The organism is Streptosporangium sp. NPDC053982 (assembly GCF_055585205.1).
Window position 1 is genome coordinate 249,641 of the sequence record NZ_JBVJKQ010000007.1, and the last position, 25,707, is coordinate 275,347.

Annotated in this window: 19 protein-coding genes and 1 pseudogene; 10 read left to right on the forward strand and 10 right to left on the reverse strand. The window is 74.0% G+C overall.

Going from position 1 to position 25,707, the window contains the following annotated elements; genetic code table 11:
* Window positions 1-64: 64 nt before the first annotated feature.
* The gene (locus ACZ6W9_RS14710; RefSeq protein WP_389963240.1) at window positions 65-1,600 is read right to left on the reverse strand and encodes a sensor histidine kinase; all 1,536 of its coding nucleotides are present in this window, start codon (window positions 1,598-1,600) and stop codon (window positions 65-67) included.
* A gap of 97 nt (window positions 1,601-1,697) precedes the next feature.
* Complete coding sequence (locus ACZ6W9_RS14715) at window positions 1,698-2,372, reverse strand: response regulator transcription factor (protein ID WP_389963243.1); 675 nt, start codon at window positions 2,370-2,372, stop codon at window positions 1,698-1,700.
* A 187-nt stretch (window positions 2,373-2,559) separates the two neighbouring features.
* Here ACZ6W9_RS14715 and ACZ6W9_RS14720 point away from each other — a divergent pair, with 187 nt between their 5' ends.
* Genes ACZ6W9_RS14720 through ACZ6W9_RS14730 form a run of 3 tightly spaced genes read left to right on the forward strand, consistent with a single transcriptional unit; the run spans window position 2,560 to window position 5,682 of the window.
* Window positions 2,560-3,723 (forward strand): LolA family protein, encoded by a 1,164-nt coding sequence (locus ACZ6W9_RS14720; RefSeq protein ID WP_389963246.1) that lies wholly within the window; start codon window positions 2,560-2,562, stop codon window positions 3,721-3,723.
* Between the two features lie 5 nt (window positions 3,724-3,728).
* The gene (locus ACZ6W9_RS14725) at window positions 3,729-4,742 is read left to right on the forward strand and encodes an ABC transporter ATP-binding protein (RefSeq protein WP_389963580.1); all 1,014 of its coding nucleotides are present in this window, start codon (window positions 3,729-3,731) and stop codon (window positions 4,740-4,742) included.
* Window positions 4,729-5,682, forward strand: a complete 954-nt coding sequence (locus tag ACZ6W9_RS14730; RefSeq protein WP_470118107.1) for an ABC transporter permease — start codon at window positions 4,729-4,731, stop codon at window positions 5,680-5,682. Before ACZ6W9_RS14725 ends, ACZ6W9_RS14730 begins: the two co-directional genes overlap by 14 nt.
* 193 nt (window positions 5,683-5,875) lie before the next feature.
* Here the strand turns inward: ACZ6W9_RS14730 and ACZ6W9_RS14735 are convergent, their stop codons facing one another.
* The 7 genes and pseudogenes from ACZ6W9_RS14735 to ACZ6W9_RS14765 form a co-directional block, all read right to left on the reverse strand.
* Window positions 5,876-8,155, reverse strand: coding sequence for a molybdopterin-dependent oxidoreductase (locus ACZ6W9_RS14735; RefSeq protein WP_470118109.1), 2,280 nt, complete (start codon window positions 8,153-8,155; stop codon window positions 5,876-5,878).
* 74 nt (window positions 8,156-8,229) lie between these two features.
* Window positions 8,230-9,375: a 2Fe-2S iron-sulfur cluster-binding protein gene (locus tag ACZ6W9_RS14740; RefSeq protein WP_470118111.1), complete on the reverse strand. Its 1,146-nt coding sequence runs from the start codon at window positions 9,373-9,375 to the stop codon at window positions 8,230-8,232.
* Window positions 9,376-9,482: 107 nt separating this feature from the next.
* Window positions 9,483-10,181, reverse strand: coding sequence for a 1,2-phenylacetyl-CoA epoxidase subunit PaaD (gene paaD, locus ACZ6W9_RS14745; protein ID WP_470118113.1), 699 nt, complete (start codon window positions 10,179-10,181; stop codon window positions 9,483-9,485).
* Window positions 10,178-10,999, reverse strand: a complete 822-nt coding sequence (gene paaC / locus ACZ6W9_RS14750) for a 1,2-phenylacetyl-CoA epoxidase subunit PaaC (RefSeq protein WP_470118114.1) — start codon at window positions 10,997-10,999, stop codon at window positions 10,178-10,180. The genes paaD and paaC overlap by 4 nt, the downstream gene beginning before the upstream one ends.
* Window positions 10,996-11,307: a 1,2-phenylacetyl-CoA epoxidase subunit PaaB gene (gene paaB, locus ACZ6W9_RS14755; RefSeq protein WP_389963583.1), complete on the reverse strand. Its 312-nt coding sequence runs from the start codon at window positions 11,305-11,307 to the stop codon at window positions 10,996-10,998. The genes paaC and paaB overlap by 4 nt, the downstream gene beginning before the upstream one ends.
* A 201-nt stretch (window positions 11,308-11,508) precedes the next feature.
* A pseudogene (gene paaA, locus ACZ6W9_RS14760) lies at window positions 11,509-12,414 on the reverse strand (1,2-phenylacetyl-CoA epoxidase subunit PaaA); the annotation flags it as partial.
* 420 nt (window positions 12,415-12,834) lie between these two features.
* Window positions 12,835-13,629 carry a tryptophan 2,3-dioxygenase gene (locus ACZ6W9_RS14765; protein WP_389963264.1) on the reverse strand — a complete coding sequence of 265 codons (795 nt, stop codon included), beginning with the start codon at window positions 13,627-13,629 and terminating at the stop codon, window positions 12,835-12,837.
* 376 nt (window positions 13,630-14,005) lie between these two features.
* On the opposite strand from ACZ6W9_RS14765, the gene ACZ6W9_RS14770 reads away from it, so the two are divergent.
* Window positions 14,006-15,598: a benzoate-CoA ligase family protein gene (locus tag ACZ6W9_RS14770; RefSeq protein WP_389963267.1), complete on the forward strand. Its 1,593-nt coding sequence runs from the start codon at window positions 14,006-14,008 to the stop codon at window positions 15,596-15,598.
* A gap of 13 nt (window positions 15,599-15,611) precedes the next feature.
* Here ACZ6W9_RS14770 and ACZ6W9_RS14775 read toward each other — a convergent pair whose 3' ends face one another.
* Window positions 15,612-16,562 carry an arylamine N-acetyltransferase family protein gene (locus tag ACZ6W9_RS14775; RefSeq protein WP_470118117.1) on the reverse strand — a complete coding sequence of 317 codons (951 nt, stop codon included), beginning with the start codon at window positions 16,560-16,562 and terminating at the stop codon, window positions 15,612-15,614.
* Between the two features lie 311 nt (window positions 16,563-16,873).
* Between ACZ6W9_RS14775 and ACZ6W9_RS14780 the strand changes: the two genes are divergently transcribed.
* The 6 genes from ACZ6W9_RS14780 (at window position 16,874) to ACZ6W9_RS14805 (ending at window position 25,576) form a co-directional block, all read left to right on the forward strand.
* Window positions 16,874-18,664, forward strand: coding sequence for a non-ribosomal peptide synthetase (locus ACZ6W9_RS14780; RefSeq protein WP_389963273.1), 1,791 nt, complete (start codon window positions 16,874-16,876; stop codon window positions 18,662-18,664).
* Window positions 18,661-20,670: a B12-binding domain-containing radical SAM protein gene (locus ACZ6W9_RS14785; protein WP_389963275.1), complete on the forward strand. Its 2,010-nt coding sequence runs from the start codon at window positions 18,661-18,663 to the stop codon at window positions 20,668-20,670. The genes ACZ6W9_RS14780 and ACZ6W9_RS14785 overlap by 4 nt, the downstream gene beginning before the upstream one ends.
* Complete coding sequence (locus ACZ6W9_RS14790) at window positions 20,660-21,799, forward strand: acyl-CoA dehydrogenase family protein (protein ID WP_389963279.1); 1,140 nt, start codon at window positions 20,660-20,662, stop codon at window positions 21,797-21,799. Before ACZ6W9_RS14785 ends, ACZ6W9_RS14790 begins: the two co-directional genes overlap by 11 nt.
* 107 nt (window positions 21,800-21,906) lie before the next feature.
* The gene (locus ACZ6W9_RS14795; RefSeq protein ID WP_470118120.1) at window positions 21,907-23,028 is read left to right on the forward strand and encodes a thioesterase II family protein; all 1,122 of its coding nucleotides are present in this window, start codon (window positions 21,907-21,909) and stop codon (window positions 23,026-23,028) included.
* A 104-nt stretch (window positions 23,029-23,132) separates the two neighbouring features.
* Window positions 23,133-24,398, forward strand: coding sequence for an acyltransferase family protein (locus ACZ6W9_RS14800; protein ID WP_389963286.1), 1,266 nt, complete (start codon window positions 23,133-23,135; stop codon window positions 24,396-24,398).
* 185 nt (window positions 24,399-24,583) lie between these two features.
* Window positions 24,584-25,576: an alpha/beta fold hydrolase gene (locus ACZ6W9_RS14805; RefSeq protein ID WP_389963289.1), complete on the forward strand. Its 993-nt coding sequence runs from the start codon at window positions 24,584-24,586 to the stop codon at window positions 25,574-25,576.
* Window positions 25,577-25,707 lie beyond the last annotated feature (131 nt).

The following is a 25,707-nucleotide window of genomic DNA, read 5'->3' on the forward strand; positions in this document are numbered from 1 at the left end:
CCTCACCAGCGCGTTTCTCATACAGGCGATCAGGCCCAGCGGATTCCGCCACGAAAGTCCGCGGCTAGGACAGCGGGAGGCGGACGACCGCGCGCAGGCCCGGGGCGGCGTCCTCCAGGGTGACCGCGCCGCCGTGGGCGTGCACGGTCTCCCGGACGATCGCCAGGCCCAGCCCGGCGCCGCCGTGGTCGCGGCTGCGGGCGCTGTCCAGGCGGGTGAAGCGGTCGAAGACCCGTTCCCGGTCGGCCTCGGGGATGCCGGGGCCGTCGTCGGTGACGGTCAGCACGGCGTCGGCCCCTTCTGCGCGCAGCTCGACCACGACCGGCGAGACGTTGTGCCGCAGCGCGTTGTCCACCAGGTTGACCAGCACCCGTCCCAGGTCGAGCGCGTCCCCGGTCACCGCGATCGCGTCGTCCGGGCACTCCTGATCGGACGGCCGCCCGTCCGGGCGGTCCCGGCCGGGGAGACGGACGTCCGGATCACGCCGCCCGTCGAAGGGCTCGTCCCGGCGGATCCGGTCCGTGGAGCGGCCGTCCGGGGCGGGGGCGATCCGGACCGTGACGGCGTCGCCGTACCGTTCGACGGTCTGGAGGATCAGCCGGTCCAGCTCCACCGGCTCCCGGCGGGCCAGGGCGCCGCCGCGTTCGTCCAGCCGGGCCAGCGCGAGGAGGTCCTCGGCCAGCCGGGCCAGGCGCATGGTGTCCTCCAGCACGCCCTCGGCGGTCTCCCGCCAGTCCTGCCCCTCGGGATGGCCGAGCGCCACCTCCAGCTGGAGGCGGATGCTGGCCAGGGGGCTGCGCAGCTCGTGCGCGGCGTCGGAGACCAGGGCCCGCTGGCGGGCGTCGGCCTTCTCCAGCCGGGTCAGCATGTCGTTGAGGGTGACGGCCAGGCTGTGCACCTCGTCGCGGGCCTCCGGCACCGGCAGCCGCCGGGAGCGGGCGGTGTCGGTGATCTCCTCCGCGCCCCGGCGCAGCGCCGTGATGGGCCGCAGCGTCCCGCCGATGATCACCCAGCTCACCCCGGCGAGCAGCACCAGAAGCAGCGGGGTTCCGACGAGCAGCACGTGCGCGGCGGTGCTGACGCTGGTCTGCACCTCGCTGAACGGACGGGCGGCGATCACCGTCCGCCCCTGGTCGGCGCTGAGCACCAGGACCCGCAGCACGTGCGGGATCCCGTACGGCCCGCCGTCCACGAAACCGGCGCGGCCCCGCGCGACCGCCGCGGCGCGCTCCCCGGCGTCCAGCAGCGGCAGGAGCCGGTCGGTGCCGGGGGTGGCGTGGGCGACCCGGCCCGCCGCGTCGATCACCTGCACCAGGACGCCGTCCGGCGAGGTCATCTCGACCGGCAGCCGTCCGGCGTCGGCCAGCGAGACGACCTCCCTGGCCCGCCGGTGGATCGCGTCGTCGGTGCCGGTGATCAGGGCCCGGCCGAGCACGCCCACCAGCACGTAGGCGGAGGAGGCCAGCGCCACCGCGAGCACGGCGGAGGCCACCGCGGTCAGCCGGAAGCGCAGGCTCCTGCGCCGCCACCAGCCCGTGCGCCGCCCGCGCGGGGAGGCGGGGACGGTCGTGCCGCCGGGCGGCCGGACCGGATCGGTCACGGTGCCGGACGGTCGCGCCGGGCCGGTCACGGCGCCGGACGCTCGTGCCGGACCGGTCGTGCCGCCGGGTGGCCGGGCCGGGCCGCGTGCGGGCGGGTCAGCCGCCATCGCCGGACAGCCGGTAGCCGGCGCCGCGCACGGTCCGCAGCGCGTTCCGGGAGAACGGCACGTCGATCTTGCGGCGGAGGTAGCCCACGTACACCTCGACGACGTTGGGGTCGGTGTCGAAGGTGTCCCAGACGTGCTCCAGGATCTCCGACTTGGACACCACCTCGTCCCGGCGGCGCATGAGGTACTCCAGCAGCGCGAACTCCCGGGGCGTCAGCTCGACCGGCGTCTCGTCCCGGGCGACCCGCCGCCGGGCCGGGTCGAGCGACAGGTCGCCCGCCCGCAGCACCGCGGGGCGGCGGCCCGCGCCGCGCCGCAGCAGCGCCCGCAGCCTGGCCACCAGCACGACGTAGGAGAACGGCTTGGTCAGGTAGTCGTCGGCGCCCAGGTCGAGGCCGTCGGCCATGTCGTACTCGCCGTCCTTGGCCGACAGCATCAGGATCGGCACCCAGTTCTCCTCGGCCCGCAGCGCCTTGCAGACGTTGTAGCCGGACAGGCCGGGCAGCATGATGTCCAGCACGACCACGTCGTAGTCGCCGTGCCTGGCCAGGTGCAGGCCCTCGTGGCCGTCGTGCGCGAGGTCCACCGCGAACCCCTCGGCCTGCAGGCCGCGCTGGAGGGCCGCAGCCATCCGCCGTTCGTCCTCCACGACGAGAACCCGCATTCCGCCTCCTTCGCTGTCGGTCGCCCCATTTTCCGCCGACCGCCCTGAGAGGCGGCTGAGAACGCTGTGAGCCCTCTCAGTCTGTCTCAGCCTCAGCACAGGGTCGTTCGCGCAGGCTGACGATGCAGGCACTGAAGCAATACCGTTAAGGAGTGATATGTCACAACGAACCACACGGGGTCGGGTCGTGAGGTGGGGTGTGCCGGTCGCCGCGATGGCGGTGGTCGCCGCGGCCGTCGGCGCCGGCCCGGTCATCGCCGCGGTCCAGGGCGACCCGGTGCTGCCCGAGCGCACCGCGAGTCAGTTGCTGGCCGACGCCGTACAGGCCGGGAGATCCGGCCCGAAGCCCATGTCGGGCACGCTCGTGCAGACGGCCTCCCTCGGCCTGCCGGGCCTGCCGGACGTGTCCGGTTTCGGCGGCACCTCACCCGCCGCCCTGCTCGCCGGCTCCCACGAGCTGAAGGTCTGGTACGGCGGAGCCGACCGGATGCGGTTCGCCCTGCCGGGACGGATGAGCGAGACCGACCTGATCGTCAACGGCGGCCAGGCGTGGCTGTGGGAGAGCGACGCCAACAAGGCCACCCGGCTCACCGGCGACACCGGCGCGGCCGCGCGTTCCGAGACGGCCGTGCCCGCGGCCGTCACCCCGCAGAAGCTCGCCGACGACCTGCTGTCCAGGCCCGGCACCGTGGTCGGCGTGACCAACACCGAGCGGGTCGCCGACCGCTCGGCCTACCAGCTCACCTTCGCGCCCGAGGACGCCTCGTCCCTGGTGCGCGAGGTCAGGCTGGCGCTCGACGGGGAGACCCTCGTCCCGCTGCGCGTCCAGGTCTACGCCAGGAGCGCCGCCGAGCCGGCCTTCGAGGTGGGCTTCACCTCCGTCGCCTTCACCCCGCCCGCGCCCGGCAACTTCGCCTTCACCCCGCCGCCGGGCGCCAAGGTCGAGGAGAAGCGGATCGACGACCTCGCCGCCGTGGCCGGCGAGCGGGCAGAGCGGGCCGAGGACCTCCGGCAGGAGGCCAAGGTCATCGGTGAGGGCTGGACCGCCGTGGCGGTGCTGCCCTTCTCCGAGCAGGACCTCAAGAAGCGGCTCCCGCCGGCGGACGGGGAACCGCCGGCCGGCCGGACCCCCACGCGGGACGCCGGGCAGGACGCCGGGCAGGACGCCGGTCAGGGCGCGGGCGCCGTCGTCGACGCCGTGCTGAAGTCCGCCCGGCCCGTCAGCGGCCCGTGGGGCAGCGGCCGGGTCGTCCGGACCAAGCTGGTCTCCGCCCTGCTGACCGACGACGGCCGGCTGCTGGTCGGCGCCGTCACCCCGGAGAAGCTGACCGAGGTGGCCGGACAGAAGTGAGCGACATGCCAGGGGACACCGGCCTCCTGGCGGGCCGCCGCGGGGAGCGTTCCGGCGCTCCTCGCGGCGCGGAGCCCGCCGCGGCGGAGGACCGCTCGATCGTCACCCGCGGGCTGACCAAGCGGTTCCGCGGCGGGCAGGTGGCCGTGGACGCCCTCGACCTGGCCGTGCCCAGGGGGTCGGTCTTCGGTTTCCTCGGGCCGAACGGCTCGGGCAAGACCACCACCATCCGCATGCTGCTCGGTCTCGTCACGCCGACGGCCGGAACCTGGGAGCTGCTCGGCCGGCCGATGCCGGACGGGATGGCCGCGGTGCTGCCGCGGGTGGGAGCGGTGGTCGAAGGGCCCGCCTTCTACCCGTACCTGACGGGTGAGGCCAACCTGCGCCGTTATGACGCCGCCGACCCGTCGGCCGACCCGCGCACGGCCGCGGCGCGGATCGGGAACGCCCTGGAACGGGTGGGCCTGACCGCCGCGGCCGGCAAACGCTACCGGGCCTACTCGCTGGGCATGCGCCAGCGGCTGGCCATCGCCGCCGCGCTGCTGGGCCCCCGGGAGCTGCTGGTCCTGGACGAGCCGACCAACGGCCTGGACCCGCAGGGCACGCGCGAGGTGCGGGCGCTGGTCAGGGAGATCGCCGCCGAGGGGACGACCGTGTTCGTCTCCTCCCACCTGCTGGCGGAGGTGGAGCAGATGTGCTCCCACGTGGCCGTCATGCGGACCGGACGGCTGGTCGCGCAGGGCACCATCGCCGATCTCCTGGCGCGGGAGACGGTCCGGATCCGGGTGGAGACCCCCGACGTCGCCCGGGCGGTCGAGGTGCTGGCCGCCGCCGGGCTGACCGGGATCCGCCCCGGGGACGGCGAGGCCGACGCCGAGCTGGGCGCAGGGGAACCCGATCGGGTCTGCGCGGCCCTGGTGGCGGCGGGCGTCGCCGTACGGGGGCTGGGCGTACGGCGGCCCAGCCTGGAGGACGTGTTCGTGGGCCTGACGGGGGAGGGGTTCGATGTCGACGGTTAGCGGTGCGGTCCCGGTGACCGGAACCGGCGGGGAGCGGGCCGGGACGGAGGACGCCTCGGCGACCGGCGGTGCGGTCCCGGTGACCGGCGCCGGACGGGCGGCCGGCGCGACGCGGGCGTGGCTGCGGCTGCTCGGCTCCGAACTGGGGATGATCTTCCGCAGGCCGCGGAACCTGGCCGTGCTGACCGTCCTCGCCGTGGTCCCGGTGCTGCTCGGCCTGACGCTGCGGTTGATGACCGGCGTGGACGACGGCGGACGGATCGAGGGTGAGCTGGCCATCCTGGACCGGGTCACCGGGAACGGCCTGTTCCTGGCCTTCGCCGCGCTGATGGTGCTGGTGCAGTTCATGCTGCCCGTCGCGGTCTCCGTGGTGGCCGGGGACTCCGTCGCCGGGGAGGCGGGCGCGGGCACGCTGCGCTATCTGCTGGTCGCCCCGGCGGGCAGGCTCCGGCTGCTGGCCGTCAAGTACGCGGGCGCCGTCGTCTTCTGCCTGGCCGCCGTCTCGACGGTCGTGCTGTCGGCGCTGCTGATCGGGCTGGTGCTGTTCCCGGTCGGCCCGGTCACCCTGCTGTCCGGCGCGACCGTGTCCTTCGCCGACGGCCTGCTGCGGATGGGCCTCGTCGTGCTGTACCTCACCGCGGGCATGGCGGCGCTGGCCGCCGTCTCGCTGGCGATCTCCACGCTGACCGAGGTGGCCATCGGCGCCATCGCCGCCACCGTGGTGCTGGTCATCGCCGCCCAGGTCCTCCGCGCCATCCCGCAGCTCGCCGACCTCCAGCCCTACCTGCTGACGCACTGGTGGACGGGGTTCGACGGGGTGCTGCGCGACCCGGTGGCCTTCGGGGACATGGGCCGGGGCCTGCTGGTCTTCGCCGCCTACATCGCGGTCTCCGGCTCGGTCGCCTGGGCCCGGTTCGCCGGGAAGGACGTCACGTGCTGACCTTCCCGGAAGCCGGTCGCGGCCGGGACCGGGACGGCGGTCGCGGCCGGACGCGGGCCGGGGCCGTGATCCCGGCCCAGGTGCGACTCAGGGAGCGTGACCTCGACCGCGTACGGGACCGCGTAGGGAACGGCGGCCGGGACCGGGACGGCGGCCGGGACCGGGCCTGAGCCGGGTCGCGGCCGCCGTCCGTTCACGCGCCGCGGGTCGTGAGCGTCACCGTGACCGGGCCCGCCGGCCGCGGAACCCCGCACGAACCGCTGTCCGCTCCCGCGTCGGCGGCGGGGGCGGCCTCGGCGGCCGGGGAGACCGTCACGGGGACGCCGTTGAACACCGCGTTCCCCGACAGCGGGTCGATCACCGTCTCGTCGGTCAGCGCGTTGGCGTTGACCCCGGCGTGCCCGGCCGCGACCCGCAGGGAGCTCCCGGCGTGGCCCCACCCGTGGGGCAGGCTGACCACCCCGGGCATGATCGACTCGGTGGTCTCCACCGGCACGGTCAGCTCACCGGCGGCCGAGCGCACCAGCGCCTCCCCGCCCAGGCCGAGCCGGGCCGCGTCGCTGGGGTGGACGTGCAGGGTGCAGCGGTTGCTGCCGCCGACCAGCGTGCCGACGTTGTGCAGCCAGCTGTTGTTGGACCGCAGCTGACGCCGCCCGATCAGCACCATCTCCGGCGGGGCCGCGTCCAGCCGCCCGCGCAGCCGGTCCACCTCCGCGGCCAGCGGCTCCGGAGCCAGCTCCACCCGTCCCGACGGCGTGCACACCAGCTCCGACAGCCGGGGCTCCAGCGGGCCCAGGTCGATGCCGTGCGGGTTCTCCCGCAGCTTCGCCAGCGACAGTCCGTACGGGCCGAGCTGGAGGATCGCGTCCAGCATCAGCTCCGGACCGCTGTCGCCGGTGAGGCCGGCGCGCAGCTCGGCCACCTCGCGGCCCTCGAACGGCGAGCCGGGCGCCTGGACGGCCCCGCCGAGGACCTGACCGACGATCATCTCGTCGAGTCCCGCCGGGTCGGCGTCCGGTCCCGCCCCGGCGGCGATCAGCGTCAGCTTCGCCAGGATCTCCGCCTCTGAGAGCTGCCCCGGCTCCAGCGGCAGGATCGCCGGGGAGAAGCGGGTGTAGTTGCGCACCGTCACGGTCAGCAGCAGGAAGTCGTAGTGCGGCATCTGCAGCATGCGCGGCGGCGGCAGGATGACGTTCGCGTGCCGGGTCGTCTCGTTCAGGTACGGGTCCACGCAGACCATGAAGTCCAGGTCGGCGAACGCCCGGTCCAGCCGGGGCCCGTTCGGCGCCGACAGCACCGGGTTGCCCGCGATCGTGATCAGCGCCCTGACCTGGCCCTCGCCCGGCGTCTCGATCTCGTCGGCCAGCGTCGCCACCGGCAGCTCGCCCATCGCCTCCGGCACGCCGCGGGCGCGGCTGCGCCAGTTGCCCCCGCTGTACGGCTGGCCGGTGCGGAAGAACTCCAGCGCGGCGGTCCTGGTGAACATGACCCCGCCGGGCCGGTCGAGGTTGCCGGTCAGCGTGTTGACCACGTCCACCAGCCACTGGGTGACGGTGCCGAACTCGGCGGTGCAGGTCCCGATGCGCGAGTAGACCGCGGCGGAGGGCGCGGCGGCCAGCTCGCGGGCCATCCGGGCGATCTGGTCGGCGGGCACCCCGCAGACCCGGGAGACCGCCTCGGGGGTGAAGTCGCCGGCCAGCCGCCGCAGCTCCTCCAGGCCGCCGACCTCGACGCCGACCCGGTCGAGGACGGTGAGGTCCTCGGCCAGCAGGGTGTGGACGACGCCCATCAGCAGGAAGGCGTCGGTGCCGGGCCGTACGAAGACGTGCTCGTCGGCCATGGCCGCGGTCCGGGTGCGGCGCGGGTCGACCACGACCAGCTTCCCGCCGCGCGCCCGCAGCGCCTTGAGGCGGCCGGGGAAGTCCGGGGCCGCGCAGAGCGAGCCGTTGGACACCGCCGGGTTGGCGCCGATCACCAGCAGGTGGTCCGTGCGGTCCAGGTCGGGCACGGCGATGGCCATCGCGTCGCCGTACATCAGGCCGCCGGCGACCTGCTTGGGGATCTGGTCGATGGTGCTGGCCGAGAAGACGTTGCGGGTGCCGAGCGACTGGGTGAGCGGCATCCGGTACATGAAACCGGCCATCGTGTGGAAGGTCGGGTTGCCGAAGTAGACGGCGAGGGCGTCGCGGCCGTGGGCGTCGATCACCCCGTTCAGTCCCTCGTGGACCGCGCGGAACGCCTCCTCCCAGGTCGCCTCGCGCCACTCGGCGCCCTCGCGGATCATCGGCGCGCGCAGCCGGTCGGGGTCCTCGTCGATGCGGCCGAGGCTCGCCCCCTTGGGGCAGACGAACCCCTTGGAGAACGGGTCGTCGGGGTCGCCCTTGACCGAGGTGACGCGTCCGGCGTCGTCGAGCGTCAGCCGCAGGCCGCAGACGGCGTCGCAGATGGGGCAGGTCCTGTGCGCGGTTCTCATGGGCCCTCCTGGCTCGTCGGAGATCGTCATCGTGTGGTCGGGTCGCGCTCGTCGGACGTCCTCGTACGGCGTCCTCATACGACGTCGAAGTCGACGGTCACCCGGTCCGTCGCGGGCACCGACCGGCACGTGAGCACGTAGCCCGCGGCCAGTTCCTCCTCGGTCAGCGCCCAGTTGCCGCTCATCCGCACCTCGCCGTCCACGACGCGGGCGCGGCAGGTGGCGCACACGCCGTTCCGGCAGGAGTACGGCAGCTCCGGACGGTACGGCAGGGCGTCGTCGAGGATCGGCCGGTCGCCCCGGACGCGCAGGGTGGTCGCCCGGCCGTCCAGCAGGACCCGCACCTCGCGGCCCTGCCCGGCGGGCGGCGGCACGGCGGGCGTCGCGGGCGGCGTGGCCGGGGACGGCCCGCCGGTGTGGAACAGCTCGGTGTGCACGGCGGCGCCGTCCCCGGCCACCTCCGACAGCACCCGCCGCGCGTCGCGCACCATGCCCTCGGGCCCGCACAGGAACCACTCCCGCACCCCCTCCGGCGCGACGAGGCGGGTGAGGACGTCCGCCAGCCGGCCCGCGTCCAGCCGTCCCCCGGCCAGGCCGAGGCGCGGTTCCTCACGGGAGAAGGAGTGCACCAGGTGCAGCCGCCCCGGATGGCGGTCCTTGAGGTCGGCCAGTTCCCCGGCGAACATCATCGAGTCCGCGGTGCGGTTGCCGTACACCACCGTGAACGTGCTGTGCGGTTCGGTGGCCAGCGCGGCGGCGGCCAGCGACAGCACGGGCGTGACGCCGGAGCCGGCCACGACGGCCCCGTAGCGCCGCCGCCGCGCCGGGTCGAACGCGGTGCCGAAGGCGCCCACGGGCGGCAGCACGTCCAGCGCGTCCCCGGCGGCGAGCGCGGCGGCGTGGGAGGAGAACCGCCCGCCCGGCACGACGCGGATCCCGATCCGTATCGTGCCGTGCCGTTCCAGCTCGGCGGGGGTGGAGCAGAGGGAGTAGCTGCGGCGGGTCTCCACGCCGGAGACGACCGCCCGCACCGTGACGTGCTGCCCGGGGGCGAAGGCGAACGTCCCGCGCAGTGCGGCGGGGACGCCGAACGTCACCGCCACCGCGCTGCCGTCGGCCGCGACCGGCTCCACGGCGGTGACCGCCAGGCGGTGGAAGCGCAACCGGGCACGGGCCGGGACGCCGGCCGTCGTGGTCTCCCCGGCCGTCGCGGCCGTCACGGTCGTCGAGGGGGTCGGGGGCGTCGCCGTCGTCCCGGGCGCCGTGAGGGGCCCGGGGCCCGTGGCCGCCGGAGCCGCCGGGGGCGCCGGAGTCGTCGTGGCCGTCATCAGTGGCCCTTCATGTGCTCGAACGGCTCGCCGCAGGCGCGGCAGCGCCACAGCGACCGGCACGCCGTGGCGCCGGCTCGGGCGATCTCCTCGGTCGCCGCCCCGCCGCAGCGCGGACAGCCGGGACGGTACGGCGGGCGCGGCGAGATCGTGAGCAGCGGCAACGCGCGGGCCCGGAGCGGGACACCGGCCGTCCCCGCCGCGTCCTCCCGGGAGGCCGTGCCCTCCGGGGAGACCGTGCCCGCCGGACCGGGGGCGGCCGGGGGCGGCGGGGCGATGCCTGCGGCGGCGAGCTTCGCGCGGGCCGTCTCGCTCAGCCAGTCGGTCGTCCACGGCGGCGAGAGGGAGACGACGATCTCGACGTCGGGGAAGCCCGCGTCCCGCGCCGCCGCCGCGACGCCGGACCGGATGACCTCCAGCGCGGGGCAGCCGAGATAGGTGGGCGTGATCGTGACGACCACCCGTCCGCCGGGCCCGGCCGCCACGTCCCGCAGCACGCCCAGCTCCCCGATGGACAGCACCCGCAGCTCGGGATCGGGCACGGCCGCCACCGCGGCCCGCACCCGGGCCTCGGCGTCGGCGGCCGAGACCTTCCCGTGGGGCTCCGGATCGGCGGCCCGGTCATGAGCACGGGCCTCGAAGGCGGGTGCGGGCCGTACCGGGGACCCGGGGGCGGCGACTCGAGCGTGGCCGGTCACCAGCGGGCTCCCGGGTACGCGCGGTGCACGTACTGGAGCTCGGCGAGCAGGTGACCGAACGCCTCGGTGTGCGCGCCGCGGCGGCCGCCCGCCGGCGCCCAGCCGTCCTCGGGACGGCGCAGCGTCGCCTCGTGCAGCACCCGCTCGACCATCTCCAGCCACGCGCCGCGCAGCCCGGCCGGATCGACCGTCCCGGGCGCCGGCGCGAACGGCTCGAACAGCTCGTGGGTGAAGGGCCACACCTCGTCGACGGCGTCCTGCATCCGCCGGTGGGACTCGGCGGTGCCGTCGCCCAGCCGCAGCGTCCACGTCACGGCGTGGTCGGCGTGGTAGGCCGTCTCCTTGGCCGCCTTGGCGGCGATACCGGCCAGCCGCCCGTCCGCCGAGGACGACAGCGCCGTGTACAGGAGGTGCTGGTAGACGCCGAAGAACAGCATCTTGGCGACGGTCACGGCGAAGTCGCGGTCGGGCAGCTCGACGAGCTGGACGTTGCGGAAGTCGCGCTCGTCGCGCGTGTAGGCCAGCGCGTCCTCGTCGCGGCCCAGCCCTTCCAGCTCGCCCGCGTACGACAGCAGCGCCCGCGCCTGGCCGAGCAGGTCCAGCGCGATGTTGGCCAGGGCGACGTCCTCCTCCAGCTGCGGGGCCCGCGCGCACCACTCCGCCACCCGCTGGGCGGCGATCAGCGCGTCGTCCCCGAGCCCGAGCACGTAACCGGGCAGACCGGGCTCCCCGGCGTTCCGGGTGTCCTCGGCGAGAAGGTTCCCCACGCCGGGCCGTGCGGCATCCGGCCCGGCCGGTGCGGCGGTCGGCTCGTTCACAGGTGCTTCACCCCTTCGGGAAGGTCGAAGAAGGAGGGGTGCCGGTACGTCTTGTCGGCCGCCGGGTCGAAGAAGGCGTCCCGCTCGTCCGGGCTCGACGCGGTGACGGCGGCCGCCGGCGTGACCCAGACGGACACGCCCTCGCCCCGGCGCGTGTACAGGTCGCGGGCGTTGCGCAGCGCCGTCGCGGCGTCGGCGGCGTGCAGGCTTCCGGCGTGCGCGTGGGCGAACCCGCGACGGGCCCGCACGAACACCTCCCACAGCGGCCAGTCGCCCCCCGGAAGCCCCGGGTCGGCGGCGGTCTCCATGTCCGGCGCCGTCCTCGCGGTCTCCGGGGACTGCGGGGTCCGCGCGTCCGATGGCTCCCGGGCGCCGACGGTCCCGGCGGTATCGGAGATCTCAGAAGATCGCTGGACCCGGGCGTCCCGCGTCGTCTCCGAGGTCTCCGGGACGTTCGGGGACGCGGCGGACCCTGGGGAGGCGGGCGGCTCGCCGTACGGCTCCGCGGGGTGTTTGGCGGCGTAGGCCGCCGCGGCCTCGCGCACCCAGGCGCCCTCCTCGTGGGCGCGGCGGCGGTGGGCCATGCGCTGGCGGTTGCACGGCCCGTCACCCGCGACGACCCGCATGAGCTCGTCGTAGTCGGGCGGGGTGAAGTCGTGGTGCCCCCGCTCGGGGTTCCAGCGCAGCGCCGGGTCCGGCAGTTCGACGCCCAGGATCTCGGCCTGCGGCACGCAGATGTCGACGAACCGCTGCAGCAGCTCGTCGTTGGGGGCGCGCTTGATGCGCCACGCCAGCGACAGGTCCGAACGGGTGGACCTGTCGCGCGGCAGCCCGAACATCGCCAGCGCCGGATACCACCAGCGGGCGACCGCGTCCCGCAGCATCTCCCGCTGCGCGGGCGTGCCGCGTGACAGCGCGTACAGGATGTCGAAGCCCTGCCGGTGGTGGAACGACTCCTCCCGGCAGATGCGCACCAGCGCCCGCGCGTACGGGCCGTAGGAGGTACGGCACAGCGACACCTGGTTGACGACGGCCGCGCCGTCCGTCAGCCACGCGAGCGCCCCGACGTCGGCCCAGGTGAGCGTCGGGTAGTTGATGAACGACAGGTACTTCTGCCGCCCGGCGTGCAGCTCGTCCAGCAGCCACTCGCGGGTGACGCCCAGGGTCTCGGCCGTGGAGTAGAGGTAGAGCCCGTGCCCGGCCTCGTCCTGCACCTTCGCGATCAGGATCGCCTTGCGCATGAGGGTGGGGGCGCGGCCGATCCAGTTGGTCTCCGGCTGCATGCCCATGATCTCGGAGTGCGCGTGCTGCGCGATCTGCCGCAGCAGGGCCCGCCGGTAGCCGTCGGGCATCCAGTCCCGCGGCTCGACCTTCCCGTCCGCCGCGATCAGCGCCTCGAACCGCTCCGCCTCCACCGCGCCGGCCGGGGCGGGACCTCGTGCGGCCGCGGCGTCGGTGAGCTCCCGCTCGGCCGCGTCCACCTCCGCGAGCAGATCCTCGGTCCCGAACGCCCGCTCCCCGCCCCCGGACGCGGCCTCCGCCGATCCGGGTTCCCCCGCTCCGAACGGCGACGGCCTCTCGACGATCTTCACCCCTGCCCCTCTCGAAAGCTCCCCGGGTCGCCGGGGCACCAGGTCGCGGTGCTGCCGCCGCCGAAGCGGGCTCCCTTCCGGCTGGTCCGGCTGCTCGGCCATCTCAGCTTCATCCCGCCCGGTTCGCCCCGCATCTCTGGAATTGCGGTCTGCCGCGCCGTACGACCGGTCCGCTGCGCCGTATGACCGGTCTGCCGCCCCGTACGGTCCGCCTGTCGCACCCGGGGGAGACCCCGCCGTTGCTCAGAGGCCGTCCCGCACGGCCCACAGGTCGGGGAAGGCGGGGACGGAGACGGTCCGGTAGAGGTACGGCGCGCCCGACGAGCCGCCGGTGCCGGGCCGGCGGCCGATGATCCGCTCGACCATCTTCACGTGGCGGTAGCGCCACTCCTGCACGTCCTCGTCCAGGGACAGCAGCTGCTCGAAGATCCGCGCCGCGAACCCCCCGTCCCGGCAGGCCGTGAGCAGCACCGCCCGCAGCCGCTCCGAGGGCTCCGCCGGCCGGGTCACGTCCCGGCCGAGCAGGTCCGGCGGCACCGGGTAGCCCTGCGTGACGAGGTAGCGCAGGAACGAGTCGAGCAGGGAGGGACGGCTCATCGCGGCCTCGATCCGGGCCCGCTCCGGGGAGCCCTCCTCGAAGGTCTGCGCCGTCCGGGGATCGCGCCGCCCCAGCACCGCCTCGATCTCCCGGAACTGCGCGGACTGGAACCCGCTGCTGCCCCCCAGGTCGGGCCGGAAGGCCGCGAACTGGGTCGGGGTCATCGTCTCGATCACATCGATCTGGGCGATCACGGCTTTGAGGACGGCCAGGGCCCGGCGCAGCGTCTGCAGTGCGTGGACCGAGTCACCCGCCGACAGCTCCTCCTGCAACCTGGCGAACTCGTGCAGCAGCTCCTTGAACCACAGCTCGTGGACCTGGTGCACGATGATGAACAGGATCTCGTCGTGCTTGTCGGTCAGCGGCCGCTGCGCCGCGAGGACCTCGTCCAGGGCGAGGTAGGAGGAGTACGTCAGCGCGGTGGACTGGTCGGCGGTCACGGGCACGGGTCCCCTCGTCGGAAATCACGCCTCGTCGGAGGACTCGTCGAAGGAGCCTCATCGAGGACTCATCGCAAGGAACGAAAGGGGCGCGCACCCCGCGGGACGCGCCGGGGGAACTCCGCCGGCCGTCCCACCAGGTCAAGCTATAAGGCGTTCCACACCCCGGCAAGGGACGCCGTTGCGGCGTCGCAGTCCCGGCAATCGCGAAGAAAAACCACCGGCGTGCGGCGGCGGCACCGCACGCTGGAAGATGCGCCGCCCCCGGTACCGGCCGGACGATGTCGCAGTGGCGCGGGCGACGGCGTCCGCCGCCGGCGGCCGGGCCGCCCCCACCGGTCCGTGCCCGGTCCAGCACGCGACCCGAGGAGGACGCATGAGGGGCTCCGGAGCCGAGACCGGTTCGACGCTGCTCCAGGACGGCCCGGCCGCGCGGCCGGACGGCCTCCCGCCGCGCTACGAGGACATCCCCCTCGAGTTCAACATCGCCTCGCACTTCCTGGACCGCGGCGACGGGCGGCGGACCGCCCTGATCACCGCCGCCGGTCCCGTCACCTACGCCGAGCTGCGGACGCTGGCCAACCGGGCGGGTCACGCGCTGCGCGCGCTGGGCGTAAGGCGCGGCGACCGGGTCCTGCTCGCGCTCGGCGACGGCGTGGAGTTCGTCGCCACCTGGTACGGCGCGCAGAAGATCGGCGCCGTCACCGCCGAGGTCTACACCTTCCTCAAGCCCGGGGACTACCGCTACTACGCCGACTACGCCGAGCCCGCCGTCGTCGTGGCCGACGCGGTGACCCTGGACCGCCTCCGGGAGGCCGGGGTGACGAACCTGCTGGTGACCGGGGTGCCGCCGGAGGAGCTGCGCGCGGGCGAGCACTGCTTCGAGACGCTGCTGGCAGCCCAGCCGGCCGAGCTGGCCGCCGCCCCGACGACCCGCGACGACGTCGCGATGTGGCGGTTCACCAGCGGCAGCACCGGCGCGCCCAAGGCGTGTGTGCTGGCCGCCCGCAGCGCGGCGCTCAGCTTCGAGTGGTTCGCCCGCGGCGTGCTGGACATCCGGCCCGACGACGTCGTGCTGCCGGTGCCCAAGCTGTTCTTCGGCTACGCCAACAACATGACCGCGCTGTTCCCGCTGGGGGTGGGGGCGGCCGGGATCGTCTTCCCCGAGCGCAGCACCGCCGACCGGATCTTCGAGCTGATCGCCGAGCATCGGCCGACCATCCTGGTCAACGTGCCGACGATGATGAGCGCGATGGTCTCCCATCCGGAGGCCGCGAAGCAGGATCTCAGCTCGATCCGGGTGTGCATCTCGGCGGGCGAGGCCCTCCCCGTGGAGCTGCACCGCCGGTGGCTGGACACCTTCGGCGTCGAGGTCATCGACGGCATCGGCTCGTCGGAGTCGTTCCACGGCTACGTGTGCAACCGGCCCGGCGGCGTCCGCATGGGCAGCCTCGGCCAGGTCGTGCCCGGCTACCGGGTGCGGGTGGTGGACCGGGACGGCGAGCCGCTGCCGGACGGCGAGACCGGGCTGCTGGAGGTGACCGGCGAGACCGTGGCGCTGGAGTACTGGCGCTCGCCGGAGAAGTCGGCCCGGACGTTCGTCGCCCCGCACACGGTGCGTTCGGGCGACCTGTTCACCCGCGACGCCGAGGGCTACTTCCACTACAAGGGCCGGGTGGACGACCTGCTGCGGGTCGGCGGCAAGTGGGTCGCCCCCGCCGAGGTGGAGAACTGCCTGCTGGGTCACCCCGCGGTCGCCGAGTGCGCGGTCGTCGGCTACCAGGTGGACGGGCTGACCCTGCCGCGCGCGTTCGTGGTGGCCGCGGGCGAGGTCACCGCGCGGGAGCTGCAGGACTTCGTCCGCGCCCGGCTCGCGCCGCACAAGTACCCGCGGGACGTGCGGTTCGTCGACGAGCTGCCCGAGACCGCCTCCGGCAAGCTGAACCGCCTGGCCCTGCGCGAGGACTGAGCGGGCGGGACCGTCACGCCTCCGGGGACGGCGGGGGCGGGGGGAGTTCGTCCAGGTCCAGGCCGAACCAGGTGCGGTACGCCGCGCGGACCTCCTCGTCGCCCGAGAGGACCGTCTTCTCCCGCCGGCCCTCCTCCCGCACCGACAGCGTGTCGCCGCTCAGGGTGACCCGGCCGGTGGGGGTGGGCAGCGTGCAGTACAGGTGGGTCAGGTGCGGCGAGCCGGGGAAGTTGCAGTACCACCACCACATGTGCGTGAAGTCCTCGACCGTCCGGGGACGCGCCTCGATCCGGTACTGAGGGACCTCGTCGCGCAGCAGGTCGAGGTCGCCGTACGGGGCGCCCTCGGTGAGGCGGAACACCCCGTGCGGGTCGCGCTGCGGTTCGAGGGAGTCGAAGCGCAGCGGCCGCCGGGCGCCCCGGCCGTAGCCGACGTCCACCAGCCACGGGTGCGGCGAGTCCCCGGCGACGACGCGCAGCAGCATGTGCCCGAGCACCGGGCCGAGCACGCCGTGCTCGGAGACCCGCCCGGCGAGCACGGTGACGTCGTAGCCGAGGGCGCGCAGCAGCTCGGAGAAGGCCCCGTTGAGCTCGTAGCAGGTGCCGCCGCGCCGCCTCGTGACGATCTTCTCGATGGCGCCGGCGCCGATGTCCATCGGCACGCGCAGGTGGAAGTCGACGTTCTCGAACGGCACCGCCATGACGTGCCGCTCGTGCAGCTCGGCGAGCGCCCCGGCGGTGGGCCGCGCCGGGCGGCGGGCGCCGATGCGCGCGAGGTAGGCCGCCACGGTCCGCTCGTCCAGCGGCGCGCGCCCGCCCGTCGCGTCTCCGGATCCGGTCGCGGGGCGCCCGGCCGCCGCATGGCCGGCCGTCGCGTGTCCGTCCGCGGCGGACGCCCCGCCCGGCGCCGGACGGGGCGTCCCCGTCCCGGTGTCCGTCTCCCCGGCCCGCAGCGTGAAAGTCATTCCCGCGCCCCTGTCGTCCGCCGATCCGTCGCTGAACAACCCTGGCGCGGGAAAGCGCCGCGCGCATCTCCGGAATTGCGGAACGGTGATTTCCGGGCCGCATTGTCCACCCGCCGTACCAGGGCTTCGTCCCTTCGCAATTCAAGAGATGCGTCACGGCGAGACCGCAGGTGACGATACGACCGTTACCGTCACCTGCGGCGTGAAAAGGGCCCGTGTTCCAGTGAATTGATCGCCTCTGCCGCCCGTCTTCGCCGTGCCGGGCGAGGCGGCCGAACTTTCACGCGGGAAATCGGAACTTGGAGGCAAAATTGACCGAGGCGAGCACTGCGGTCCGCGGCGCGCACGAGGCCGTGACCGCGCGCGTCGCGTGGTGGGCGCAGGTGCAGCCGCACCAGCCCGCCGTCACGCACGCCGGAACCGTGCTGACATACGCTGAACTGTACGAACGTTCCTGCCGGGTGGCCGCGGCGCTGCGCGCCCGCGGCGTCACCCGTGGCACGCTCGTGGCCCTGGCCCTGGAGCGCTCACCCGACCTGGTCGTCGCCGCCCTGGGGGTGCTGCTCGCCGGCGGCGCGTACGTCGGCACCGACGTCGACGAGCCCGACACCCGGCTGACCTCGATCCTCACCGACTCGGGCGTCCCGCTGGTCGTCACGCGCGCATCCGGCGCCGCCCGGTTCGCCGGCGGCCCGGCGCGGGTGCTGACCGTCGAGGAGGCCCTGCGCGGCGACCCCGGCGGGGGCGACGCCGTCGAGATCCCCGAGCCCGAGCCGGACGACCTGTGCTACGTCGTCTACACCTCCGGCTCCACCGGCGTCCCCAAGGGCGTCCTGCTGCCGCACGAGGGCCTGACGAACCTGGTCACCTGGCACCGGCGGACCTTCGAGGTGCGGCCCGGCGACCGGATGACCCAGCTCGCCCGGCCGTCCTTCGACGCCTGGGCGCTGGAGGTGTGGCCCTGCCTGGCCGCCGGCGCCACTTTGTGCGTCGTCGAGGGGCTGCCCGACTCCCCGGCCGACTTCGTGCGCTGGCTCGCCGACGAGCGGATCACCGTCTGCTTCCTCACCACCGCGCTGGCCGCCGAGATGCTGGAGCAGGACTGGCGGGGGTACGGCGGCGCGCTGCGGGTGATGCTGACCGGCGGGGAGAAGCTGCACCGCCACCCGCGGCCGGGCCTGCCGTTCCGGCTGTTCAACCTGTACGGTCCGACCGAGACGACGGTCGTCGCCACCTTCGCCGAGGTGCCGCCGCGCGCCGGGCGTGAGGAGGTCCCGCCGATCGGCCGGCCGCTGCCCGGTATGCGGGCCTACGTCCTGGACTCGCGGCGCCGCCCGGTGCCGCCCGGCACCGCGGGCGAGCTGCACATCGGCGGGACGGGCGTGGCCCGCGGCTACCTCGACCGGCCGGAGCTCACCGCCGAGAGGTTCCTGTCCGACCCGTTCGTCCCCGACGGCGACGCCCGCATGTACGCCACCGGGGACCTGGTGCGCGAGCTGCCCGACGGCTCGCTGGACTTCATCGGCCGCGCTGACGACCAGGTGAAGCTGCGCGGCTTCCGCATCGAGCTCGGCGAGGTCGAGGCGGCGCTGCACCGGCTGTCCGGGGTGCGCGAGGCCGTCGCCGTCAAGCACGACACCGGCGACCGGCTCGTCGCCTACGTGGTGCCCGCCGGTCCCGGCGACCCGCCCGACGCGGCGGAGGCCCGCCGCGACCTGGCCGGGTGGCTGCCCGACTACATGGTGCCGCAGACCGTCGTGACCCTGGAGTCGCTGCCGCTGACCCCGCACGGCAAGGCCGACCGCCGGGCGCTGGCCGCCCGCCCGCTGCCCGCCCAGGCCCCGGCCGGGCCGGCCGCGCCGGACTTCCGTACCGACACCGAGCGCCTGATGGCGGACCTGTGGCGCGACGTGCTGCAGATCACCTCGGTGAAGCGCGACGACAGCTTCTTCGACCTGGGGGGCGACTCCCTGCAGGCGATGCGCCTGGCGACGCGCGCCAGGGAGCGCGGCATCCGGCTGGGCGCCGACGACCTCTTCGAGTACGACGTGCTCCACGAGCTGGCCGCGTGGATCGCCGAGACGGGGGAGGCGGGATCATGAGGCGGCTGAAGGTCAGTCTCGTCGAGCTGTCGGTCTACGCCCACACCCTGCCGCTGGCCTCGGGCTATCTGCAGGCCTACGCCCAGCAGGACGAGGACGTCGCCGCGACGTGCGACTTCACCATCCACGCGCCCGAGGTGCAGACCCCGGTCGAGGACCTGGTCGCGCTGATGCTGGAGGCCGACGCCGACGTCTACGCGATGAGCTGCTACCTGTGGAACATGCGGCGGATGAAGGCGCTGCTGGACGAGCTGGTACGGCTCCGCCCCGACGCCTGCTTCATCCTGGGCGGCCCGCAGGTGATGAACCACGCCGCCGAGTACGTCCCCGCCGACTGGGAGAACGTCGCGGTGTGCAACGGCGAGGGGGAGAAGCCCTTCACCGCCTTCCTGCGCGAGGTGGCCGACACCGCCCCCGGGAGCGTCCCCGACCTGGGCAGGGTGCCGGGGATCAGCTACTGGTCGGACGGCGCGCTGGTCACCACCGACAAGCCCGCCCGCATCAAGGAGCTCGACGAGATCCCCTCGCCGTTCGCCGCCGGGGTCTTCGACGGCGGCGAGTACGTCTTCGCCGTCGTGGAGACCAACCGCGGCTGCCCCTTCCGCTGTACGTACTGCTACTGGGGCGCGGCCACCAACGACAAGGTGCACCGCTGGGAGCTGGACCGGGTCAAGGCGGACCTGACGTGGATCAGCGAGCACGGCATCGAGAGCATCTTCCTCGCCGACGCCAACTGGGGGGCGCTGCCCCGCGACGTCGAGCTGACCCGGCACATGGTCGAGTGCAAGGAACGCAACGGCTACCCGCTGATGGTCACCATGCAGGCGGCCAAGAACCGGCCGGACCGGGTCACGGAGATCACCGAGATCCTCGTCGAGGGCGGCATGCTGACCAGCCAGCCGGTGTCGCTGCAGACCCTCAGCACGCAGACCCTCGAACTGGTCGAGCGGTCCAACATCAAGGAGTCCACCTACGTCGAGCTGCAGTCCAAGCTGCGCGAGAAGCAGATCAGCTCCTACACCGAGCTGATCTGGCCGCTGCCGGGGGAGACCCTGGACTCCTTCCGGGAGGGCATCGGCAAGCTGTGCCGTACCGGCGCCGACGCGGTGGTGGCCTACCCGCAGCTGCTGCTGCGCAACACCCCGATGTACGAGCGGCGCGAGGACCTGGGCGTCGTCACCGTCCGCGTGGACGACCCGGTGGCCGAGGCCGACGTGGTGGTGGCGACGAACTGGGTGACCCGCGACGACTTCAAGGCCGGCGTGTGGTTCTACTACGCGGTGATCAGCCTGTACAACGCCCGCGCCGGCTTCTACGTCGCCCGCGAGCTGGACCGGTCGGGGGTGTGCTCGCACACCGAGTTCCTGACGATGGCCGCCGACTACTTCCGGCGCCGCACCGACACCGAGATCTGCCGCTTCTTCTCCGACTCGGTGGAGACCCTCGGCAACTACGACATCAACAACATCGGCAAGGTGCTGCACTACGTGCTGCACTCCCACCGGGCCGAGATGGACGCGCTGCTGGAGGGGTTCCTGCGGGAGCGGGGCTGGCTGGCCGACCGCCGGGTGCGGATCGCCTTCGAGCTGGACCTGCTGGCCCGGCCGTACGTCTACCGGGAGGCGGTGGCCGAGCCGACCGTCGCGCTGGAGCACGTGCGGGTGGTCTCGCGGGGCCGCCACGACCTGGTGGCGGAGCTGCCGGCCGAGGCGGTGGAGATGCTGTCGTCGTTCGAGACGGTGCCGGGCCTGGTCGTCACGGAGGAGCCCCGGGACCTCGCCGCGGACCTCGCGGCGGACCTGCCGGGGTTCGGGACGTACGGCGCGGACACGGTACGGCTGCGCGTCAACCACGCGGGCCGGCACAAGATGCCCTACCCGCGCCGCCGCAGCCTGGACCACAACGCCGCGTACTGCCAGGTGATGATGAACCGCCTGCGGGACATCCTGCCGTCCTGGGCGCCCGTGGTGCCGGACGCGGTCGCCGGAGCGATCGATGCGCCGTGACGTGTTCACCGACGAGCACGAGGCGTTCCGCGACCTGGTGCGGACCTTCGTGGCCAAGGAGATCCTGCCCTCCTATCCCCGATGGGAGGAGGAGGGCGGGGCCGACCGCGAGGTGTGGCGCAGGGCGGGCCGGTGCGGCCTGCTCGGGATGGACGTCGACGCCTCCTACGGCGGGGGCGGCGACCCCGACTACCGCCACCACGTGATCCTGGCCGAGGAGATGGCCCGCGCCGGGGTGTACGCCCCGGCGCTGTCCCTGCACAACGAGATCGCCGGCATGTACCTGCGCACCCTGGCCACCGAGGAGCAGAGACGGCGCTGGCTGCCCGGTTTCTGCTCCGGGGACCTGGTGACGGCGATCGCGATCACCGAGCCGGACGCCGGCAGCGACGTGCAGCGGCTGCGCACCCGGGCGGTGCGCGACGGCGACCGGTACGTGCTCAACGGCCAGAAGACGTTCATCACCAACGGCTCGGCCGCCGACCTGTTCCTGGTGGTCGCCCGCACCGGCGGCGGACCGGCGGCCTCCGGCGCCAGCGTGCTGGCCGTGGAGGCCGACCGGCCCGGCTTCACCCGGGGCCGCAAGCTCGACAAGATCGGCATGCGGGCGATGGACACCGTCGAGCTGTTCTTCGACGACGTCGAGGTCCCGGCCGCCAACCTCCTGGGCAAGGAGGGCCGGGCCTTCGCCTACATGATGCGCACCCTGCGCCAGGAGCGGATGATGATCGCGGTGGCGGCGCTCGCCGCGGCCGAGAGGGTCCTGGAGGACACCCTGGCCTACTGCCGGGAGCGCGAGGTCTTCGGCCGGCCCGTCGGCCACCACCAGTACAACCGCTTCGTGCTCGCCGAGCTGGCCACCGCGCTGGCGGTGGCCCGCGCGTTCACCGACCGCTGCGTCGCCGAGCACGCCGCCGGGCGGCTGGCCGCCGAGGAGGCGGCCATGGCCAAGTGGTGGAACACCGAGCTGTGCCAGAAGGTCGTGGACCGCTGCCTGCAGCTGCACGGCGGTTACGGCGTCGTGCGTGACTTCCCGGTGGCCCGCGCGTTCGTCGACACCCGCGTGCAGACCATCTACGGCGGCACCACCGAGGTCATGAAGGAGATGATCGGCCACTCGCTGATCTGAGCGGCCGGTCGCGAGGCGAAGGGGATCGGCCGCCCGCCGGTTCGGACGGCCGGTCGTGAGGCGAGGAGGACGACCGGCCGCCCGCTGTGCCGAGCGGCCGGTCGGAGGTGAAGGAGACGATCGGCCGCCCGCTGATCCGGGTGGCCGGTCGCGAGGAGATCCGGAGCGAAATGGTCACCCAGCCCTCGTGGTATCTGACGTTCGAGCCCCGTCCCGCGGCGCGGGTACACCTGTACGGCCTGCCGTTCGCCGGCGGCGGCGTCTCGATGTTCCGCCCGTGGACGCGCCACCTGCCGCCGTGGGTGGAACTGCGCGCGGTCCGCCTGCCGGGCCGTCCGGGCCGCCACCGTCAGGCGCCGTTCACCGACTGCGAGGAGGCGGCCCGCTGGCTGGCCGACGCGCTGGCCGAGACGCGGGCCGGTGAGCGGGCCGGAACACGGGTCGGCGAGCCGGCCGGTGAGCGGGCCGGTGGCCCGGCCGCCGGTGCGGTGCCGTACGCCGTGTTCGGGCACAGCATGGGGGCGCTGCTGGGCTACCGCCTGACCCGGGCGCTGCTGCGCGACGGCACGCCGCCGCCGTCGCTGCTCGCCCTGGCGGCGTGGCCGGTGCGCGGCGCCACGGCGGCCCTGACCCCCGACCCGGCCGACCCCGACGACCGCTTCGCCGCGACGCTGCGGTCCCTGGGCGGGCTGCCGCCGGAGATGGCCGACGACCCGGAAGCGCTCGCGCTGACCCTGCCCGTCGCCAGGGCCGACTTCACGCTGTGCCGTTCCTACGCCTACCGCGACGAGCCGCCGCTGCCGGTCCCGGTGACCGCCTTCGGCGGCACCGCCGACGCGGTGGCTCCCCCCGGGGAGCTGGCCGAGTGGCGGGCGCACACCCGCGACTTCCTGGGGCTGCGGCTGTTCGAGGGCGGCCACTTCTTCCCGCGCGAGCACCTGCCGGAGCTGGCGGCGGCCCTGACCGCCGACCTCTCCCGCGTCCTCGGCCGCCCCGGCCCGACGCTCCCGCCGAACCCTTCCGGGACCTCCGGGACCTCCGGGACCTCCGGGACCTCCGGGGCCTCCGGGACCTCCGGGGCCTCCGGGACCGTCGCCGGGACGATCTCCCGAGCCCCCGGTGGGACCGCCGTGTCCGCCGGCGGAACCTCCGGCGGTACGGCCTCCGGGACCGTCGCCGATGACGCCGGAGCCGTCACTTCCGTCCCGTTCGTCACGTCCAACCCCTGAAACGCCCGCCCCGCCCGCGCCCCCGATGCCGCAATCCAGGAGATGCGCCGCTGATCACCGCGCACCCACCCTTAAGGGGTCGTTTAACTCCTCAAGGAGCGGCCATGGCAACAGACATCGTCAGCGGGACAGGTAGGGGTGGGCCGGACACCCAGCCCCCGCAGACCCGCGACACCAAGCGCCAGTACTTCCCCGAGCTGCAGGGGATCCGGGCCATCGCCGTACTGGCAGTGATCACCATCCATTCGGCGTTCACCGCCGGGCAGATCGGGTTCGGGGACTACCCGGGCAACGGCGCCTTCGCCGTCGTGCTGGAGAGGTTCACCAGGGAGTCCCTGCCGATCCTCTTCGCCCTGTCCGGATTCCTCATCTACCGTCCCTTCGCCCTGGCGACCATGGCCGGCACGGCACGGCCCGACCTGAAGGCCTACGCCTGGCGGCGCGCGCTGCGCATCTTCCCGGCGTTCTGGCTGGTGTCGGTCGTGGTGATGCTCACGCTCGGCCGCGAGCAGGTCACCGACATCTGGTACGCCCTGCGGGTGCTGTCCATGCAGCACGTCTACAACGCGGGCGCCATCCCGGCCGGTCTCGAGTCGACCTGGAGCATGGCCACCGAGAGCGCCTTCTACGTGCTGCTGCCGTTCTTCGCGTGGTTCGCCGGCCGTCTCGCGAGCCGGGTGGCCGACCCGGCCGCCAAGGCACGCCGCATCCTGGTGCCGATCGCCGCGATCATCGTGATCGGCTACGCGTTCAGCGCCTACAGCCACTCGGCGGCGCTGGGACCGTACCCCGTCCAGGGCAACTGGCCGCCCGGATGGTTCGGCTACCTGGCCGTCGGCATGGCCCTGGCGGCGATGTCGGCCGCCGCCGAGGCGTCGCCCACGACGATGCTCGCCCCCTACCGCCTGGTGGCGAGGTATCCGGGCTGGTGCTGGCTCGCGGCGCTGGTCGTCATCGTCCTGTTCTGCTTCTCACCCGTCGGCGGCCAGGGCACGGCGAACTACCCGACCATGGCGGTCGTCATGTTCGACCAGCCGATCGACCTGCTGATCGTCTTCCTGCTCCTGGCGCCGCTGACCGTGCCGGGGGTGCGGTCCCGGTTCATCGAGTCGGTGCTGACCTTCCGGCCGCTGCAGTACATCGGCAAGGTCTCCTACGGGATGTTCCTCTGGCACATCCCGATGATCCTCTTCTACACCGGCGGCACCATGTCGTCCGACAACTTCCCCCTGACGTGGCTCATCGTCCAGGCCGGCAGCTTCGTGGCCGCCCTGGTGAGCTACTACGCCGTCGAGAAGCCCGCCATGCGGCTGCGCAACCGGTTCGGCAAGAAGCCGGTCGAGCCGAGCATCCCCGTGCTGGCGCGCTGACCCGAAGGCACCGGGGCCGCCGCGTGCGGGAGCGCGGCGGTCCCCGGTCTTCCCGGGCCCGGCGGTGGTACCCCCCACCGCCGGACCCGGATCTCCCGTGCACTCGGTAAGTACAAGGAAAGGGACAATCGGATATGCAGCCAGCTCAGGAAACCGCGCGGACCCGGCAGACGGGGCGGACCGGCATGAGGCGGACGCGCCTCGCCGTGGCCGCGCTCACCGCCGCCGCCGCGGCCCTGCTCACCACGGGCGCCGCGGGCGCCGACGTGAGCCGGACGGCCACCAGGCCGTCGGAGGGGACGGCGCAGCTCGCGCCCGGTTTCACCCACGGGAAGGTCTCCGTGACCGGCGGGACCCTCCACTACGTCCGCGGCGGCTCGGGCCCGGCGCTCGTGCTGCTGCACGGCTGGCCGCAGACCTGGCAGATGTGGGAGAAGGTGATGCCGACGCTCGCCCGCGAGCACACCGTCATCGCCTTCGACCTGCCGGGACTCGGAGACTCCTCCATCCCGTCCGGCGGCTACGACAAGGCCACCGCCGCGAAGAGGATCCACGAGGCCGTCGTCAAGCTGGGCCTCAAGCAGGTCGGGATCATCGGGCACGACCTCGGCGCACTGGTCGCCTACCCCTACGCGCGCGACTTCCCCGGCGAGGTCAGCCGGATCGCCGTCGTCGAGACGCCGCTGGCCGGCTTCGGCCTGGAGGACCTGTACGGCATCAGCTGGCACTTCCGGTTCAACATGTCCCCGGCTCCGATCCCGGAGACGATCATGGACAATGACGACGTCCGCACCTACCTCGGCATGATGTTCGGCTTCAGCCACCAGCCGGGCGCGATCAACGCCGAGCCGTACTTCCAGGCCTACGCCGACCCGGCCAGGCGGACCGCGGGCTACGAGTACTACCGGGCCTTCGCCGCCGACGCCGAGAACAACAAGGCCGGGGCCGGCACGAAGCTGACCGCGCCGGTGCTGGCCGTCGGCGGGCAGTACTCCTTCGGCGAGGGCGTGGCCGGCTCGTTCCGCCAGGTCGCGACCGACGTCCGTCCGGTGGTGGCGCCCGACGCCGGGCACTTCGTCCCCGAGGAGAACCCCGCGTTCCTCGGCCAGTGCGCGAACCTCTTCTTCGGCGCGAAGGGCACCGTTCCGCCGGCCGGCCTGGAGGGCTGCGCCGCCTAGCGCGGACGCCAGGTGAGGTAATCCGGACCGCGGGCGCCCGCCGCCCGCGGTCCGGTCATGTCTCCCACCGGTCCCGGACGGGCGCGGAGCGGTCCGCGTCCCCGTGTGACCGGGGCCCGGCGCGCCGCACA